This is a genomic window from Sphaerisporangium sp. TRM90804 (assembly GCF_029846175.1).
In the GTDB taxonomy this organism is placed as follows: Bacteria; Actinomycetota; Actinomycetes; order Streptosporangiales; family Streptosporangiaceae; genus Sphaerisporangium.
Genome location: NZ_JARWAC010000038.1, coordinates 1 through 16,529, shown reverse-complemented (window position 1 = coordinate 16,529; position 16,529 = coordinate 1). Strand labels below are relative to the sequence as shown.

Here is a 16,529-nt window from a genome sequence, read left to right as displayed (position 1 = left end):
CCACTACAGGCCCGCCCCGGCTCTGGAAAGGCACCACAACTGCCCAGAACGGTTACCTGTCGCATCCGCACAGGATGTCAGCCCTCAGGCGATCATGACGGCGTGCGCCGGGGCTTTCCTTGACTGTGATTTCACAATATTGTGAAATAGCTTTCCATTAATGAAGGAGCTGGCCACATGAAGGGCGTGGAGCGTGAGGCGGATCACGACGAGGTGCTTCTCTGGGTCGAGCGGGTGGCGATGTTCCTCACCGCTGACGGCCTGCCGCCGGTCGCGGGACGCGTTCTGGGCTGGCTGATGATCTGCGACCCGCCCGAGCAGTCGGCCGGGCAGATCAGCCAGGCGATCGGAGCCAGCCGCGCGGCCCTGACCACGAACATGCGGGTGCTGTTGACCATGGGATTCGTCAGCCGGCGCACCCGGCCCGGCGAGCGCACCGCCTACTACCGGGTGGAGGAGGGTGCCTGGGAGAAGGTCGTCCGACGGCAGATCACGACCTTGACCGCGTTTCGCGAGGTCGCCGGTGACGGCATGGACCTGATCGGACCGCGGTCCGCGCGGGCCGCGCGGATCCGTGAGGCGCATCACATCTTCAGCTGGATGGCGAAGGTATTCGACGACGCACTGCCCCCCACCCCCGCGAAGGAGACCTGACATGCCCAAGAACGCCGTAGTGGTCGGCGGCGGCATCGGCGGCCTGGCCGCCGCCATCGCGTTGCGGCGTATCGGCTGGACGGCGACCGTCCTGGAGCGCGCTCCCGAACTCGGGGAGCTCGGCGCCGGCATGTCCCAGTCGCCCAACGCCCTGCGCGCCCTGGCCGAGCTCGGCGTCGCCGATCAGGCGCGGGCAGTCGGGGTGCCGTTTCACGGCGTGTTCAACCTGCGCACCCCATCAGGCGGTCACATCGCACGGGCGCTGCCCGGCACCGCCAGCCCGCTGCTCGGCTTCCACCGCGCCGACCTGCACCGGGTGCTCATGGACGCGTTGCCCGCCGGGTGGGTGCGCGCCGGCGCGCAGGTCACCGCCGTGCGGCAGGGCGCGGACGAGGCCACGGTGAGCTGCGGCGCCGAGGAGTGGGCGGCCGATCTGGTCGTGGCGGCCGACGGAGTGCGCAGCACGGTCAGGCATCTGCTGTGGCCCGAGGCGCCCGGCCCGCGGTTCTGGGGGAACACGGTCTGGCGGGGCGTCGCGCGGGCGGAGGGCGTCGACGCCGGCATGACCCTGGGCCGCGGCCGGTACTTCCTGACCATGCCGGTCGGGCGCGGCCGGGTGTACTGGGCGCTGGGCGCCCACGCCGACCGGTCCGGAGTGCGCTACGAGGACGAGCTCGCCGAAGTGCGCCGCCGCGTCCACCGCTGGCACGACCCGATCGAGCGCCTGCTGGACGCGACCCCGCCTGAGGCGGTCCTGCACCACGACATCACCGACCTGGACCCGCTGGACGGTTATGTGCGCGGAAGGGTGGTCCTGCTCGGCGACGCCGCCCACGCGATGCACCCCGACATGGCCCAGGGCGCCGCCCAGTCGCTGGAGGACGCCGTCGTGCTCGCCGCCGCCCTCGCCGAGGCCGGTGACGTCCCCGAGGCGCTGGCCCGCTATGACGAGCGACGACGCCCCCGCACCCAGGCCATCGTCGAACAGGCGCGCGCGAAGGGCCTGGCGTCGACCTCGGGCAACGCCGTCGGGTACCAGCTGCGAACGCTCGCGGTACGCATGGTCCCGTCGTCGCGCTGGCCCACCTTGGCCGCCCGGGCACTCGCCCCGGTATGGGACTGGAGGCCGCCGCGGCTACCCCGCTGAACGATCCCACCCGGGCCGGATCCGATCTCTCGTGGGCCGGGGGGTCCGGAGATCGGCGACTTTCCCATAGGCGCGGGTATCGGCGGTTCTGTGGGGTTGTTAGGGTGTGCGACGGTGCGCCGGGAAGTCTGGTCGGCAGTTCTTACCGCACGTCCCGCCACCGGACCGGAGCCCGCCGATGAACCTGCTGCTCGCCTTCTCCGCGTTGTTGCTGCTGGCGGTCCTGGTATCCAGCCTGGCGAACCGGACGATTTTGTCGACCGCGGCGCTGTTCCTGCTGGCGGGGTTCGTCCTGGGTGACGGTGTCAGCGGGCTCATCCCGCTGACACCCGGCGATCCGGTGGTGGGCACGCTGGCCGAGCTGGCGCTGTTCGCGGTGCTGTTCACCGACGGCATGCGGGTCGGCTGGGCCGACCTGCGCAGCGCCTGGCGGCTGCCCGGCCGGGCCCTGGGCTGGGGTCTGCCGCTCACCCTGGTCATCACCGCGCTGGCGGCGCACTATGTCATCGGGCTGGGCTGGGTCGAGTCGCTGCTCATCGGGGCGATCCTGGCACCCACCGACCCGGTGTTCGCCGCCGCGCTGGTCGGCAACGAGCGGGTGCCCCCTCGGCTGCGTCAGCTGCTGAACGTGGAGTCCGGCGTCAACGACGGCCTGGCGCTGCCGTTCGTCATGGTGTTCCTCGCCGTCGCGGCCGGGTCGGCCGACCTGCACCTGGGCGAGCTGAGCCTGGAACTGGGCCTGGGAGTGCTGATCGGCGTCGCGGTGCCGTGGGCGGCCATCATGCTGGAGCGCACCCGCTGGTTCTCCGCCTCCCACCACTACGAGCCGCTCAACGCCGTGGCCATCGGCCTGCTGGTGCTGGCCCTGGGCAAGGCCACCCACGGCAACCTGTTCCTCGCCGCCTTCTCCGCTGGGATCACCGTGGCGACCTTCGGCGAACGCCAGCGCGAATCCTTCGAACAGTTCGGCGAGCTCATCGCCGAGTTGCTCAAACTGGCCGCCCTGCTGGTCTTCGGCGCGCTCATCTCCCCGGCCCTGCTGGCCTCGGTGGGCTGGCGGGGCTGGCTGTTCGCGATCCTGGCCCTGGTGCTGGCCCGCCCGCTGGCCATCTGGCTGTCCTTCCTGCGCTCCGGGCTCGGCCCACGGGAGGTGGCGGCCGTGATGTGGTTCGGCCCCAAGGGCTTCGCCTCGGTCGTCTACGCCCTGATCGTGCTCAACTCCGCCATCACCGCGGCCCAACAGGTGTTCACCCTGGTCGCCGTGACCATCGTGGCCTCGATCCTGCTGCACTCCTCCACCGACGTCGTGGTGGCCCGCTGGTTCGACGACGAGCGCGACACACCCGCCTGGCACGGCGCGGCCCGCCGGATCCGGACCCGGCTGAGAGGCGGAGCGACCGATGCCCCGGCGTGACCCTGCCCGCCGGCTCATCGGTCGCGCTGCGGTGGCAACGCACGAGCGCACGGGCTCCCGATCGTGCGGGCTGCCCGCTCGCAGGCGGGAGACTCGCTCGCGCGCCTTCCGCCGCAGGCTGAACGGGCTGCCGCGAGTGCGAGGCAGGCCGGCCCCGTACAGTCCACGCGTCGTCCGCAGGTGCCGGGAAGTCTGGTCGGCACCTTGGTCCCATCGTCCGAAGGATGTGCTCTATGCGCGCCCGTGACCTGCTTGCCGACTTTCCCGTGGTCGGTCTCGACTCGCCGGTGATCGACGCGGCCAGGATGCTGGCCGAGCAGGACCTGCCCGGCATCATCGTGGTCGGGGACGACGGTTCGCCGTTCACGATCCTGCCCGGCACCGAGGTGCTGCGGCTGGCCGTGCCCACCTACTGCCAAGACGACCCGGCGCTGGCCAGGGTGGTGGACGAGGCGCACGCCGACGCCTTCCTGGACGCCCTGAACGGCCGCACCGTGCGCGAGGCCCTGCCGCGGCAGCGGCGCGAGCTGCCGGTCACCGACCTCGACGCCACCGTGCTGGAGCTGGCCGCGCTGATGGCCCGCACACGCAGCCCGCTGGTCGCCGTGCTCGGCGACGACCGCCGGTTGACAGGGGCGGTCACGCTGCAGGCGCTGCTGGACCGGATGCTCGCGACGTGAGCGTTCTGTCGTGGATGAGCGTGGCGGTGTTCCTGGCCGCCTACACGCTGATCGCCACCGAGAAGGTTCACCGCGTCGCGGCCGCGCTGGGCGGTGCGGGGATCATGCTGCTGATCCACGCCACCGGCGCGCAGGCGGCGTTCTTCTCCGAGCAGTCCGGGATCGACTGGAACGTCATCTTCCTGCTGCTCGGCATGATGATCATCGTGGGGGTGCTGAAACAGACCGGCGTCTTCGAGTATCTGGCCATCTGGGCCGCCAAACGCGCCCGGGGCCGGCCGTTCCGGCTGATGGTGCTGCTGGTGCTCATCACCGCGGCGGCGTCCGCGCTGCTCGACAACGTCACCACGGTGCTCCTGATCGCGCCGGTGACGCTCCTGGTGTGCGAGCGGCTGGCCGTCAACGTCGCGCCGTTTCTGATCGCCGAGGCGCTGGCCTCCAACATCGGCGGCGCCGCCACCCTTGTCGGCGACCCACCCAACATCATCATCGCCAGCCGGGGCGGGCTGAGTTTCAACGACTTCCTCATCCACATGGCGCCGATGGTCATCGTGCTGATGGTGGTGTTCATCGGGTTGTGCTGGCTGATGTTCGGCCGCTCGTTCCGCTACGACCCGGAACGGGCCGCGTCGATCATGGAACTGGAGGAGAAGGAGGCGATCGAGGACCGGCGGCTGCTCTGGCAGTCGCTGGCCGTGCTGGTGATCGTCATGGCCGCGTTCGTGCTGCACCCGGTGCTGCACTACGAGCCGTCGGTGGTCGCTCTGCTGGGCGGGGGCCTGCTGGTCGCCGCGACCAGGGTGACCACCTCCGACGCCATCGCCGAGGTGGAATGGCCCACGCTGGTGTTCTTCGCCGGCCTGTTCGTCATGGTCGGCGCCCTGGTCGAGACCGGCGTCATCGGCCGGCTGTCCCAGGCCGCCGTCGCCGGCACCGACGGGCGGCTGGAGCTGACCACCATGGGGTTGCTGGGAGGCTCCGCCGTACTGTCGGCCATCGTGGACAACATCCCCTACGTCGCCACGATGAGCCCGATCGTCGAGCAACTGGTGCAGTCCACCGGCGGTGCCGGGCAGGGACAGGTGCTGTGGTGGGCGCTGGCCTTCGGCGCCGACCTCGGCGGCAACGCCACCGCCGTCGGCGCCGCCGCCAACGTGGTCATCCTCGGCATCGCCGCCCGTAACGGCACCCCGATCAGCTTCTGGCAGTTCACCAAGTACGGCCTGATCGTCACCGCGGTCACCGTCCCGATGGTCGCCCCGTACCTGTGGCTGCGCTATCTCCTGTGACCGTGGACGGCCGTCCGGGCCGGCGCGGGATGTCGTGCCGGCCGCGGGGACGGCGGTGTGAGAAGGCGGAAGCGCTGTCCGGCGCAGGCCGATGGGGATAGGCTGGGCACCAGGTGAGCCGGGAAGCCTGGTCGGCACGTCCACTCCGCGTCGAGTGAAGGATGTGCCGTGCGCCCCCGCAACCCCGAGTCCCAGGCCCTGATGATCCCGCATCCGCGCCTGCGCTGCCTGTCATGACCAACCGTCCGCTCCGTGACGCGGCGATGCCGGTCATCGAGATCGTCCATCTCGGCAAGCGCTATCGCGACGTGGCGGCCGTCGACGACGTCACCCTGCAGGTTCGGGCAGGACAGATCTACGCCCTGCTCGGCCTCAACGGCGCAGGCAAGACGACCCTGATCCGCCTGCTGCTCGGCATGATCGCACCCACCGCGGGGACGGTGCGCGTCCTCGGCGCCGCCGTCTCGGCCGGCGACCGCGCCGCCTGGGGGAGAGTGGGCTACCTGGTGGAGGCGGCCGCCGCCTACCCCGAGCTGACCGTGCGCGAGAACCTGGACGTGGCCCGCCGCCTGCGCCGCCTGCCCGGCACCTCCGACGACGTCATCGAACGGCTGGCGCTCACCCCCTACGCCGAGCGCCGCGCCCGCACCCTGTCACTCGGCAACCTGCAACGCCTGGCCCTGGCCAGGGCCCTGCTGCACACCCCCGCCCTGCTCGTCCTCGACGAACCCGTCAACGGCCTGGACCCCGCCGGCGTCGCCGAGATCCGCGCCCTGCTCGCCGACCTGGCCCACCAGCACGGCACCACCGTGTTCCTGTCCAGCCACCTGCTGGCCGAGGTCGCCCGCCTGGCCACCCGCATCGGCATCATGCACGACGGCCGGCTGGTCGGCGAACACGACGCCGGCCAACTGGACCGGCACCGTCGCCGCCACCTGCGCCTGGCCACCCACGACGACGCCGCCGCCCACGCGGTGCTCCGCGCACACGGCTACCACCCCGAACCTGCCACGCCGGCCGGCCTGCTGCTCACCGACGAGCGCGCCCTCGCCCAACCGGAGCGGGTCGCCACCGCGCTCGTGCACGGCGGGGTGCCACCCACCGACCTCCACCTGCAAGAAGAGGACCTCGAAGCCTTCTTCCTGCGCACGGTCGGATCGAGCCGGAAGACCGGCCCCGAAGCCGGCACGGGGACCTACCCAGGCACTGGGACGGGGGCCGGGGATGCGTGAGGCGCTGTGGGCGGAACTGCTGAAGGCGCGGCGAAGCCGCCTGCCCTGGGTGACCGCGCTGGCCTTCGGCGTGGCCACGCTGGTGTGCGGGATGTTCATGTTCATCCTGGCCGACCCCGCCCGTGCCCGGGCCTTCGGCCTCCTTGGCGGCAAGGCCGAGATCTCCGGTGCCGGCGCCGACTGGCCCGGCTATCTCGCCCTGCTCGCCCAGGCCGCCGCGGTGGGCGGCCTGGGCGTCTACGGGCTGATCGTCGTCTGGCTGTTCGGCCGCGAGTTCAGCGACCGCACCGCCACCGACCTGCTCGCCCTGCCCACCTCCCGCACCGCCGTCGTGGCCGCCAAGTTCACCATCGGCGCGATCTGGGCACTGCTGCTGGCCCTCCTGCTCACCGGGCTCGGCCTGCTGATCGGCGCCCTGCTCGCTCTGCCCGGCTGGTCGGCGCCGGGCGCGGTGCAGGGCAGTGGGCGCATCATGGCCGCCGCCGCGCTGGCCGCGCTGACCGCCGCACCGCTGGCCCTGGCCGCCAGCGTCGGCCGCGGCTACCTGGCGGCCGTCGGCGTCCTGTTCGCCATCGTGTTCACCTCCCAGGTCATCGCCGCACTCGGTTACGGCGCCGTCTTCCCCTGGTCGGTGCCCGGCCTGTTCGCCGGGATCGCCGGCCCCGGCCAGGACCCGCCCGGCCTGGCCGGGCTCGCGCTGGTCGCGGCCACCGGCGTCACCGGCGCCATCACCACCGCCGTCTGGTGGAACCGCGCCGACCACACCCGATGACGCGCCGCGACCGCTCACCGGAAGCGCCGCCGTCACGCCCCGCCGGGCGGCTGTGGCAGCCGAGGCCGGCCGCCTTGTCGGGGTACCTTCGATCATTGTGCTGCCGTGCGGTGTGCCTCGGGTGATCGGCGCTCGGACCCGTACTCGAAACCCGGAGACTCCATGACGCACCCTGTTCCGCCGCGCCGTCCCGTCCTGCTTGGCCGGGGATCATGGAGCGAGGCTCGCCGCATCGCCGGCATCCTGCGCAAGGAGACCGTCGGAGGGGCGTTGCTGCTGGTCGCCGCGGTGGCGGCGATGATCTGGGCCAACTCCCCGTGGGCCGAAGCCTACGAGTCGCTGCGCGATCTGCGTGTCGGGCCCGAGGTGCTGCATCTGAACCTCTCCCTGGCCGGCTGGGCCGGCGACGGCCTGCTGGCGATCTTCTTCTTCGTGGCCGGGCTGGAGCTCAAACGCGAGTTCGTCGCCGGTGACCTGCGCGACGTGCGGCGGGCCGCGGTCCCGATCGCGGCCGCGGTCGGCGGGGTGATCCTCCCCGCGGCGCTGTACCTGCTCATCACCCGGGACGTCGCGGGCGCGGGCAAGGGGTGGGCGATCCCCACCGCCACCGACATCGCCTTCGCTCTGGCCGTGCTCGCGGTCATCGGCCGGTTCCTGCCGAACGCGTTGCGCACCTTCCTGCTCACCCTGGCCGTGGTGGACGACCTGGTGGCCATCGTCATCATCGCGCTGTTCTACACCGACACCCTGGCGCCGCTCCCGCTGGCCGCGGCGCTGGCGCCGCTGGCGGCCTTCACCGTGCTGGTGCAGCGCCGGGTGCGCGCCTGGTGGCTGCTGCTGCCGCTGGCGGTCGCGGTCTGGGCGCTGGTGCACGCCTCGGGCGTGCACGCCACCGTCGCCGGGGTGCTGCTGGCCTTCACGGTGCCGGTCGTCCGCAGTGAGCGGGCCGGCGGCCCGGACGCCGGGCCCGGCCTGGCCGAGCACTTCGAGCACCGATTCCGCCCCATCTCGGCCGGGATGGCCGTGCCGGTGTTCGCGTTCTTCTCCGCCGGAGTGGCCCTGGGCGGGCTGGACGGCCTGGTGAGCGCTTTCGGCGACCCGGTCGTACTGGGGGTCGTGGTGGGCCTGGTGGCGGGTAAGCCGATCGGTATCCTCGCCGCGACCTGGCTGACGGCCCGCTTCACCCGGGCCGACCTGGACGAGGGCCTGGCCTGGGTGGACGTGGCCGGGGTGTCGGTGCTGGCGGGGATCGGGTTCACCGTCTCGCTGCTGATCGGTGAACTGGCCTTCGGCGTCGAAGGCGGCGAGCACGTCAAGGTGGCGGTGCTGGCCGGCTCGCTGGCCGCGGCGCTGATCGCGGCGGTGATCCTTCGCCTGCGCAACCGCACCTACCGGCGCATCCACGAGATCGAGACGGCCGACTTCGACCACGACGGCGTGCCGGACGTCTACACGACCGGCCCGCCCGGCAAGGCCGAGGACTGACGCGCGGGCCCGATCAGTCGGGAGTCGTGACCGGCGGGCCGGCGATCACGTCGATAATCATCGAAACAGCAGATGGGTGCTGCGCGCTTCGTCGTGACGGTTCTGGGGCGTCAGGAAGATCCCGGCCGACGTCACATTCGGCGAGGCGCGCGGCGCCGTCTGCGCCGCCGCCTGCCGCGCGGGCGGCGCCGTGGAACGCGTGCACCTCCGTCCTGCGGTTTCGCCGAGCCCGTATCGATCAGGGGAGAGCCATGAGCGACAGTTGCCGCGGCACCCCCACCGCGCCGGCTGATCGGCTGTACCGTCGAGCCGGACGGAGCTCCACCGGCCAGACCGCCGCTTCCCGCGCGGGAGGCGGCGGCCGGCCGGGCCGCCGGCGCGGTTGGCGGATCGTCGCCGCTCTGGCCGTCACCCAGACCGTCGGCTACGGCGTGCTCTACTACGCCTTCTCCGTGCTGCTCGTTCCCATGGCGACCGACCTTGGCGCCGGCGCCCCCCAGATCACCGCGGCCCTGACCGGCTCCGTCCTGGTCGCCGCGCTGTGCGCGCCACTGGCGGGGCGCTGGCTGGACGCCCATGGCGGCCGAGGCCTGATGACCGCCGGGTCGATCATCGGCACCGGCGCCGTTCTGGCGTGGTCGCGGGTGGACAGCCTGCTCCAGTTGTACGCGGTGTTCGCGGCCATCGGGGTCGCGAGCGCGATGGTGCTGTACGAGAGCGCGTTCGCCGTCGTCGTCACGTGGTTCGACGGGCCGGATCGCGAGCGCGGCCGGGCGAACGCCCTGCTCGCGGTCACCGTCGTGGCCGGGTTCGCCTCTTCGATCTTCCTTCCGCTGGCCGGTCTGCTCGTCGAGTGGCACGGCTGGCGCCAGGCGCTCGTCATCCTGGCTGTGATCTATGGCGCGGCGGCGATCCCCCTGCACGGTTTCGTCGTGCGCCGCCGTCCCCACGCCGACCGTGCGCCGGCCACCGCCGCGGACCGCGCCAGGATCGTCACGGCCGCCACCCGCCGGCGTCCGTTCTGGCTGCTCGTGCTCGCCTTCACCGCCAACGGCGGCGCGGTGGCCGTGGTGGCCGTCCTGCTCGTCACCTACCTCGTCCACCTTGGTCACCCACCCGTCCTGGCGGCGACGCTGGCCGGGTTGCTGGGCGTTCTGTCGGTGACCGGACGCCTGATCACCACCGGCCTGCAGACCCGCCTGCCCGCCGCGCTCATCGCGGCGGCGATCTTCACACTGCAGGGGGTCGCCGCGCTGCTCCTGCCCGTGGTCGGGCGGACGGTGCCCGGCGCGATCGGTTGTGTGCTCGGCTTCGGGCTCGGGTTCGGCGTCGGCTCCATCACCCTGCCGCACCTGCTGGTCCAGCGGTACGGCACGGCCGCCTACGCCACCTTGGCCGGCAGGGTCGCCGCCTTCTCCGTCGCCGACAAGGCCCTGGCCCCGCTCGGGGCGGTCGCGCTCGCCCAGGCGGTGGGCTACGGGTGGGTCATGGGCGCGGTGAGCATCGCGTGCGCGATCGCCGCCTCGGCATTGCTGGCATACCAGCGGTGCGGCTGAGCCCGCTGTCAGGCGCCGGCGGGCTGGAACAACTCCACCACGTTGCCGGACGGGTCTTCAAGCAGGATCTGCCGACCGCCAGGGCCGGTCACGATGTCGTTCCGGAACGTCAGGCCTGATGCGCGCAACCGGTCGACCTCGGCGGCGATGTCGCTCACGATGAGATGGATGCGGTTCCACCCGCCCGGTGCCGGCTTGGCGCCGTCTGGCATCGGCCGCCCCGCCGAGCTGGCCGGCCCGCTCAGCAGGAGCCGTAGCCTGCCACGCACGACGTCGGCGAACGCCGGCGCCGCGCTCATCCTGAGGGTGAACCCGAGGTGTTCGGTGTAGAAGTCGATCGCGGTGCCGACGTCGTCGACGATGTATCTGACGTTGACCAGGTCCGCCACGTCGTCGGGCATCTCTAGATCCTCTCCGGGCTCTTCAGGGTGTGTCGATCGCGTACAGCAAGAACTGGATACGTGTCCTCAACTCATCCGCGGTGCGGACGAAGGCGTGGTAACCGCATTGGCCGGCCGCTGCTTCGACCGCCGGATCGGGAAGGCTCCAATGAGCCACCGTGGGGGAGCCGGGGAAGTCGGGGCACACTTCCCGGACGCGATCACAAAGGCTGATCACGTGATCGAACCGCTGGTCGGCGAACGTGCTCAGATGCTTGGAGCGACGGCCGCTGATGTCGACGCCGCGTTCGCGCATCACACGCACGGCGTCGGGGTGCAGCGGTTTGGGCTGACTCCCGGCGCTCACGGCCTCGACCCCGGCGCCGCCCAGCTGTCCCAGGATCGCCTCGGCCATCTGAGAACGAGAGCTGTTGCCCGTGCACAGGAACAGCACCCGGACGGGTCGCCCGGGCGGTCGCCGATCAGGAGCGCCCGTCGACGGCGCCCCGGCCGGGACCAGGTGCAGGCCGGGGTGAAGCGCGGCGCCGGCTTCAGCCAGACGTGCGCGACACGCGGCCAGGTCGAGGCTGTAGTAGGTGTCACGTCTGTCGGCGGAGCTACGCCGCATGGTCACCAGCCCACCTGCGCGCAACTGGCCGAGATGGTAGGAGGTCAGACTCTGCCGCTGGCCGGTCAGAGCCGTCAGCTCGCGAACCTGCCGATCGCTGCGCGCCAGCTCGCTCAGCAGATGCCATCGCACGGGATGACCGGTCAGGCGGAGAAAACCGGGCGGTGTGGCCGGTGTCTCAGGAGAGCTGGGGGAGCGCACGCCCGCAGCATACATCAAAATAGATCGATGGATTCAACCGCGGTGCCGTGTTCCCGCCATCGCCAAGGACCTGCGGCGGCGCGGCGGCAAGGTCGTCGTCGTCGACCCGCGCCGCACCCGCACCGCCGCGGCCGCCGACGAGCACCTGTTCGTGCGCCCGGGCACCGACGCGCACCGGCCGGGCCGGCCTGTCGCCGTCCACGATTCAGCGCAGCCGGGTGGTGATGACCGTGGTGACCCTCTTCCGCCGGCCACCCGGCATGGCCGCGGCTGCGGCGGCATTGACTCGTGGAAGGGCGTCGGCCACCATTGGCTCAATGGGGATTGAGATAAACGACCGGCGGCGGCGGGCGGCCCTGCACCGCGTCCTGGCTGACCCCGCCCGGCTGACGATCGTCGATGCCCTGATGGTCGGCGACCTGTCGCCCGGGGAGCTCGGCGGTGCCCTCGGCCTTACCTCCAACCTGCTGGCGCATCACCTCCGAGTGCTGCTAGAGGCGGGCCTCGTCGCCCGCACCCGCTCCAACGCCGATCGGCGCCGGGCGTATGTGCGGCTGATCCCGGCGGCCCTGGATGCGTTGAACGCCACCACAACCGTGCCGGTGCCCCCTCGGGTGGTGTTCGTGTGCACCCGCAACGCCGCCCGCTCGCCGCTGGCGGCCGCGCTGTGGGCGGCCCGCAGCCCGATTCCGGTCACCTCCGCCGGCACCCGCCCCGGCCCCTGCCTCAGCCCGCGAGCCGTGAGCACCGCCCGCCGCCACGGGCTGCGCCTGGGGCGCCAGGGCACCGCCCACGTCCGTGACGTACTCGAGCCCGCCGACCTGGTCGTCGCCGTCTGCGACAAGGCCTACGAGAAACTCGGCCCCGCCCGTCCGCAAGTGCACTGGTCGGTCCCCGATCCCGGCCCGATCGACACCGACGAGGCCTTCGAAGAGGTCCTGGCCCAGCTCACCGAACGCGTCGACAGGCTGGCGGCCCTGGCCGGCGCCCCCGTGTTCGCCGCACCCCGGCTCGCTGAACCCGAGCTCCCGTCATGACCAACCCGCAGAAGCTGCCCCCCGTGGACGTGGTTCCCTTCGGGCAGGCTGTGCGTGCTTGGTTCGGCATCTCCCTGCAGACGTTCGGCGGTCCGGCCGGGCAGATCGCGGTGATGCAGCGCACGCTGGTGGAGGAGCGGCGCTGGATCGGGCAGCAGCGGTTCAACCACGCGCTGAACTACTGCATGCTGTTGCCAGGGCCGGAGGCGCAGCAGTTGGCGATCTACGTCGGCTGGCTGCTCAACGGCACCCGGGGCGGGCTGGTGGCGGGCACCCTGTTCGTGCTGCCGGGCATGGTGGCCCTGCTGGCGTTGTCGGCCGTCTACGTCCTCTGGCAGGACACCTCGCTGGTCACCGCCGTGTTCGCCGGCATCGCCCCGGCGGTGCTGGCCATCGTCGCCCAGGCCGTGATCCGGGTGGCCCGGCGCTCGCTGACCCACCCGGCCCTCATCGTCATCGCGGTGGCCGCGTTCGCCGCCCTGGCGTTGTTCGCGGTGCCGTTCCCCGTGGTCGTCGCCGCGGCCGCCGCGGCCGGATGGTGCGTGCACCGGCTGGCGCCCCGCGCCTTCACCCCCGGCGCGGGGCACGGCGGCGACGGCGGGCCGGCCCCGCTGATCTCCGACGACGCCCTGCACCACGCCACCCCCAGCCTGCGCTCGGCCGGCAGGATCCTGGCCGTGGGCCTGGCCGCCTGGTGGCTGCCGGTCGCCGCCGTCGCCCTGCTCACCGGCACCGGCAGCGTCTTCACCACCCAGGGCCTGTTCTTCTCCGGCACCGCCCTGGTCACCTTCGGCGGCGCCTACGCCGTGCTCGCCTTCGTCGCCCAGCAGGCCGTCCAGACCTACGCCTGGCTCACCCCCGCCGAGATGGTCCGCGGCCTGGCCCTGGCCGAGACCACCCCCGGCCCGCTCATCATGGTGGTGCAGTTCGTCGCCTTCCTCGGCGCCTACCGCGACCCCGGCGCCCTGACCCCCTGGGCCGGCGCCGTGCTGGGCGCGCTGCTGACCACCTGGGTCACCTTCGTCCCCTGCTTCCTGTTCATCTTCCTGGGCGCCCCGCACGTGGAACGGCTGCGGCACAACACCGCGATCAGCGCCGCGCTGACCGGCATCACCGCCGCCGTCGTCGGGGTCATCGCCAACCTCGCCCTGTACTTCGCCCAGCACACCCTGTTCACCGCCACCCGCGTGTGGACCTGGGGCCCGCTGCACGCCCAGATCCCCCAACCGGCCACCCTCAACCCGCTCGCCCTGGCCCTCACCGCCGCCGCGCTCATCATGACCTTCGCGCTGCGCTGGCCCCTGCTGCGCACCCTCGGAGCCTGCGCGCTGCTGGGCGCCGCCTCCCTCCTGCTTCCCTGACCCCGGGCATGACGAAGCCCGTCCCGCGACTTCGCGCGGGGCGGGCTTCGTCGTCTCCCATCGTCGTCTCTAGAAGTACACCGAAGGCACGTAAGCCTGGTCGTCCCGGGTGAAGGAGAGGTCGTCGACGACTTCGACGACGCCGTCGACGGCTTCGGCCGAGGTGGCGAGCCTGGCGGCCTCGGAGCGCAGCGGCGTCTGCCCCATCAGCGTCACGACGCCTCCCTCGACGGCGACGCCCAGTCCTTCACCGGCGACGTTCGAGTCCTCGATCACCTGCCAGACGTCGCGCTCGATGTCGGCAGCCGGGCGGGCGTAGACCTTGAGCAGGTCCTTCTGGTGAACGGTTCCCGCCACTCGGCCGGTCATCACGTTGATCACGGGCAACTGCTTGATGTGCTGGGTGTGCATCAGCCGCGCGGCCTCGCGGACCGAGGTGCCCTCGGTCACCGTTATGGCGGGGCTCGTCATGAGCTCCTGAGCGGTGGTGCCGGCGGCCTTCCGCTTCTCGTCACGCCGTCTGCGGCTCTCGAAGAGCGCCCCGCGATCCGACTGGGGGTGGATCTCCTTGAGCAGGGCGTCCTCGGTCGACACGATTCCGACGGGGCGACGGTCGGCATCGACGACGGTGACGGCGCCCACGGCGAATCGCCGCATCGTGTCGACGAGCATCGTGAACGTCGCGTCCAGTGGCACGGTGATCGCCACGCTTCCCATCACGTCTTTGACTTTCATCGTCATGACGAGCCTCCTTCTCACTACTCACGATGGCTCAGAGGAATGCATTCGGTCAGCGGTGGAAGTCCTCCGCCCGATGGACCTTCGTCGTCGGCCTCACTGTCGTGTTCGCTCTCATCACACCGGTCCGCCGCGCCCGCGGGCAGTGCCGTATCGCTTGAGCCGGCCGGTCGGACGTCCCGTCCGATGCGGGACCTTCTGCTCTGCCGCTTCCGGAGCCGGGGTCAGAGCCTCAAAGGGTCGATGAAGGAGGTGCGCCATGCCTTTTCCCGCAGACTCAGGCCCAGGGGTCCGCCGGCTGCTCGCGGCGGCCGGTCAGGCGCCTTCGATCCACAACACCCAACCGTGGCGTTTGCAGATCACGGCGAGGTCTGTCGAGCTGTTCGCGGATCCGGACCGGCGGCTCAGAACCGGTGACCCGCGTGGCCGATCCCTGCACGTGAGCTGCGGCGCCGCGTTGTTCAACCTGCGCCTGGCCATCCGCGTGGCCGGGTTCCAGCCTCTGACGTGGTTGATGCCCGGCTCAGAGGCCAAGCCGCATCTGCTGGCGATCGTCCATACGCCGGAGTTCGGCCCGCCGTCTCCGACCGAGCTGGAGCTGTACGCCAACATCGCCACGCGACGCACCAACCGCGAGCCGTACAGCGAAAGGCGGCTGCCCCCGTGGGTGCTGGCGGATCTGCGGATCGCCGCCTCCAGAGAGGGCGCCAACCTGGTCCCGCTGGAAGGTCAGGCCTCGGCTGACCTGCTCGACTACGTCGCGATGGCCGGGGACGAGCTGGCCGGTGATCCCGGCTACCTTGCCGAGCTACGAGCCTGGACGACGCGCGGAACGCGGGCCGACGGCCTGCCGTCCGGCGTCCTCGGCCCGCCCCCCGCCGGCGACCCGGCCGTGATCCGTGACTTCGGCACGCATACGGCCCGGCCTGCCGAGCGTTTCGAGCGCCACCCGCAGATCGCGGTGCTCACCACCGGGGGTGACCGTCCCGCCGACTGGCTTCGAGCCGGGCAGGCCCTGCAGAGGGTGTTGCTCCTGGCGAGCGCCCACGGTGTGTCGGCCTCGTTCCTGAACCAGCCACTCGACCTGCGAGACATGCGCCACCGCACCGATCCCCATCACCGCCTGGGACACGCGCAGATGATCATCAGGCTGGGGTACGGCCCGCCGGTCCCTCGCGCCCCGCGGCGCCCGCCCGCCGAACTGGGAACGGGCCGGGTCTGAGCACCCGGGACGAGAGTCCTCGGTCGCGGGGCAGTTGGACTCTGTGGAGGGTGGCGGTGGTTGGAGGAGCCTTCCACCCATGACGAGTTCTCTGCCCGAGGAATGCGACGTGCTGCTGCGTGACGGCGGCATCGCCCACATCCGCCCGCTGCGCGCCTCCGACCGGGCCGCGCTGCACCAGTTGGTCGACAGGTCATCCGAACGTTCCACCTACCTGCGGTTCGCGGCAGGCGGCACCGCCACGGCACACGCTTACATGGACCGTATGAGCGGGCCTGGCTACCGGGGCCGGGCGCTGGCGGCTCTGGTGCGGGGCCGGCTGGTCGGCGTGGCCGAGTACGTCGGCGACGACGCGGGCGCGGAGGCTGATCTTGGAATTTTGATCGACGACGAGACCCATGGCCACGGTCTGGGCACGGTGATGCTGGAGCATCTGGCTCTGAACGCGGCGGAAGACGGGATCAAGGAGCTGGTGGCGGACGTGCTCGCGGAGAACACGCCGGTGATCCAGATGCTGAGAGACTCCGGTCTGGAGCTGCGGCGGAGTCACTCCGACGGATGGGTCAGCTTCCAGATCTCCACGGCGACCAGCGCTGAGTTGCTGGCCAGGATCGACGCTCGTGAGCACGAGGCGGAACGCGGCTCGCTGTCCGGCGTGTTCGCTCCGCGTTCGGTGGCGGTGATCGGGGCGGGTCGCGCGGTGGGCGGTGTGGGGCATCGGGTGTTGCGCAAT

At 71.7% G+C, this 16,529-nt stretch carries 16 protein-coding genes; 13 read left to right on the top strand and 3 right to left on the bottom strand.

Going from position 1 to position 16,529, the window contains the following annotated elements:
- The first annotated feature begins 177 nt into the window (after positions 1 to 177).
- From PYR91_RS34810 to PYR91_RS34770, 9 genes are all read left to right on the top strand, one after another.
- Positions 178 to 654: a transcriptional regulator gene (locus PYR91_RS34810; RefSeq protein WP_279787009.1), complete on the top strand. Its 477-nt coding sequence runs from the start codon at positions 178 to 180 to the stop codon at positions 652 to 654.
- Position 655: 1 nt separating this feature from the next.
- Positions 656 to 1,801, top strand: a complete 1,146-nt coding sequence (locus PYR91_RS34805; protein ID WP_279787007.1) for an FAD-dependent monooxygenase — start codon at positions 656 to 658, stop codon at positions 1,799 to 1,801.
- 178 nt (positions 1,802 to 1,979) lie between these two features.
- Entirely contained in the window at positions 1,980 to 3,215 is a 1,236-nt protein-coding gene (locus PYR91_RS34800; RefSeq protein ID WP_279787005.1) for a cation:proton antiporter, read from the top strand.
- A 233-nt stretch (positions 3,216 to 3,448) separates the two neighbouring features.
- Positions 3,449 to 3,895, top strand: a complete 447-nt coding sequence (locus PYR91_RS34795; RefSeq protein WP_279787003.1) for a CBS domain-containing protein — start codon at positions 3,449 to 3,451, stop codon at positions 3,893 to 3,895.
- Positions 3,892 to 5,184 carry an ArsB/NhaD family transporter gene (locus tag PYR91_RS34790; RefSeq protein ID WP_279787001.1) on the top strand — a complete coding sequence of 431 codons (1,293 nt, stop codon included), beginning with the start codon at positions 3,892 to 3,894 and terminating at the stop codon, positions 5,182 to 5,184. Before PYR91_RS34795 ends, PYR91_RS34790 begins: the two co-directional genes overlap by 4 nt.
- A 233-nt stretch (positions 5,185 to 5,417) precedes the next feature.
- Positions 5,418 to 6,416, top strand: coding sequence for an ABC transporter ATP-binding protein (locus PYR91_RS34785; protein ID WP_279786999.1), 999 nt, complete (start codon positions 5,418 to 5,420; stop codon positions 6,414 to 6,416).
- The gene (locus PYR91_RS34780; RefSeq protein ID WP_279786997.1) at positions 6,409 to 7,188 is read left to right on the top strand and encodes an ABC transporter permease; all 780 of its coding nucleotides are present in this window, start codon (positions 6,409 to 6,411) and stop codon (positions 7,186 to 7,188) included. Before PYR91_RS34785 ends, PYR91_RS34780 begins: the two co-directional genes overlap by 8 nt.
- 162 nt (positions 7,189 to 7,350) lie before the next feature.
- A complete protein-coding gene (gene nhaA, locus PYR91_RS34775; RefSeq protein WP_279786995.1) occupies positions 7,351 to 8,673 on the top strand; it encodes a Na+/H+ antiporter NhaA in 1,323 nt (440 codons plus the stop codon).
- A gap of 251 nt (positions 8,674 to 8,924) precedes the next feature.
- Positions 8,925 to 10,229 carry an MFS transporter gene (locus tag PYR91_RS34770; RefSeq protein WP_279786993.1) on the top strand — a complete coding sequence of 435 codons (1,305 nt, stop codon included), beginning with the start codon at positions 8,925 to 8,927 and terminating at the stop codon, positions 10,227 to 10,229.
- Positions 10,230 to 10,237: 8 nt separating this feature from the next.
- Here the strand turns inward: PYR91_RS34770 and PYR91_RS34765 are convergent, their stop codons facing one another.
- Both PYR91_RS34765 and PYR91_RS34760 read right to left on the bottom strand, forming a co-directional pair.
- Entirely contained in the window at positions 10,238 to 10,630 is a 393-nt protein-coding gene (locus PYR91_RS34765) for a VOC family protein (RefSeq protein ID WP_279786991.1), read from the bottom strand.
- Between the two features lie 22 nt (positions 10,631 to 10,652).
- On the bottom strand, positions 10,653 to 11,438 hold the full coding sequence (locus tag PYR91_RS34760) for a MarR family transcriptional regulator (protein WP_279786989.1): 786 nt from the start codon (positions 11,436 to 11,438) through the stop codon (positions 10,653 to 10,655).
- Positions 11,439 to 11,755: 317 nt separating this feature from the next.
- Here PYR91_RS34760 and PYR91_RS34755 point away from each other — a divergent pair, with 317 nt between their 5' ends.
- Positions 11,756 to 12,475, top strand: a complete 720-nt coding sequence (locus PYR91_RS34755) for an ArsR family transcriptional regulator (RefSeq protein ID WP_279786988.1) — start codon at positions 11,756 to 11,758, stop codon at positions 12,473 to 12,475.
- Positions 12,472 to 13,836 (top strand): chromate efflux transporter, encoded by a 1,365-nt coding sequence (gene chrA, locus PYR91_RS34750; protein ID WP_279786986.1) that lies wholly within the window; start codon positions 12,472 to 12,474, stop codon positions 13,834 to 13,836. Before PYR91_RS34755 ends, chrA begins: the two co-directional genes overlap by 4 nt.
- Positions 13,837 to 13,905: 69 nt before the next feature.
- Here the strand turns inward: chrA and PYR91_RS34745 are convergent, their stop codons facing one another.
- Positions 13,906 to 14,577, bottom strand: a complete 672-nt coding sequence (locus PYR91_RS34745) for a CBS domain-containing protein (protein WP_279786984.1) — start codon at positions 14,575 to 14,577, stop codon at positions 13,906 to 13,908.
- Between the two features lie 436 nt (positions 14,578 to 15,013).
- On the opposite strand from PYR91_RS34745, the gene PYR91_RS34740 reads away from it, so the two are divergent.
- Together PYR91_RS34740 and PYR91_RS34735 are read left to right on the top strand one after the other, a co-directional pair.
- Positions 15,014 to 15,796: a hypothetical protein gene (locus tag PYR91_RS34740; protein WP_279786982.1), complete on the top strand. Its 783-nt coding sequence runs from the start codon at positions 15,014 to 15,016 to the stop codon at positions 15,794 to 15,796.
- A gap of 79 nt (positions 15,797 to 15,875) precedes the next feature.
- A partial coding sequence (locus PYR91_RS34735; protein WP_279786980.1) for a GNAT family N-acetyltransferase occupies positions 15,876 to 16,529 on the top strand: 654 nt, incomplete at its 3' end.

Bases quoted from the DNA above. Each gene is read 5' to 3' on its own strand.
- PYR91_RS34805 (WP_279787007.1), top strand. From the start codon at position 656: ATGCCCAAGAACGCCGTAGTGGTCGGCGGCGGCATCGGCGGCCTGGCC.
- PYR91_RS34810 (WP_279787009.1), top strand. From the start codon at position 178: ATGAAGGGCGTGGAGCGTGAGGCGGATCACGACGAGGTGCTTCTCTGG.
- chrA (WP_279786986.1), top strand. From the start codon at position 12,472: ATGACCAACCCGCAGAAGCTGCCCCCCGTGGACGTGGTTCCCTTCGGG.
- PYR91_RS34800 (WP_279787005.1), top strand. From the start codon at position 1,980: ATGAACCTGCTGCTCGCCTTCTCCGCGTTGTTGCTGCTGGCGGTCCTG.
- PYR91_RS34785 (WP_279786999.1), top strand. From the start codon at position 5,418: ATGACCAACCGTCCGCTCCGTGACGCGGCGATGCCGGTCATCGAGATC.
- PYR91_RS34795 (WP_279787003.1), top strand. From the start codon at position 3,449: ATGCGCGCCCGTGACCTGCTTGCCGACTTTCCCGTGGTCGGTCTCGAC.
- PYR91_RS34765 (WP_279786991.1), bottom strand. From the start codon at position 10,630: ATGCCCGACGACGTGGCGGACCTGGTCAACGTCAGATACATCGTCGAC.
- PYR91_RS34755 (WP_279786988.1), top strand. From the start codon at position 11,756: ATGGGGATTGAGATAAACGACCGGCGGCGGCGGGCGGCCCTGCACCGC.
- PYR91_RS34770 (WP_279786993.1), top strand. From the start codon at position 8,925: ATGAGCGACAGTTGCCGCGGCACCCCCACCGCGCCGGCTGATCGGCTG.
- nhaA (WP_279786995.1), top strand. From the start codon at position 7,351: ATGACGCACCCTGTTCCGCCGCGCCGTCCCGTCCTGCTTGGCCGGGGA.
- PYR91_RS34745 (WP_279786984.1), bottom strand. From the start codon at position 14,577: ATGACGATGAAAGTCAAAGACGTGATGGGAAGCGTGGCGATCACCGTG.
- PYR91_RS34780 (WP_279786997.1), top strand. From the start codon at position 6,409: ATGCGTGAGGCGCTGTGGGCGGAACTGCTGAAGGCGCGGCGAAGCCGC.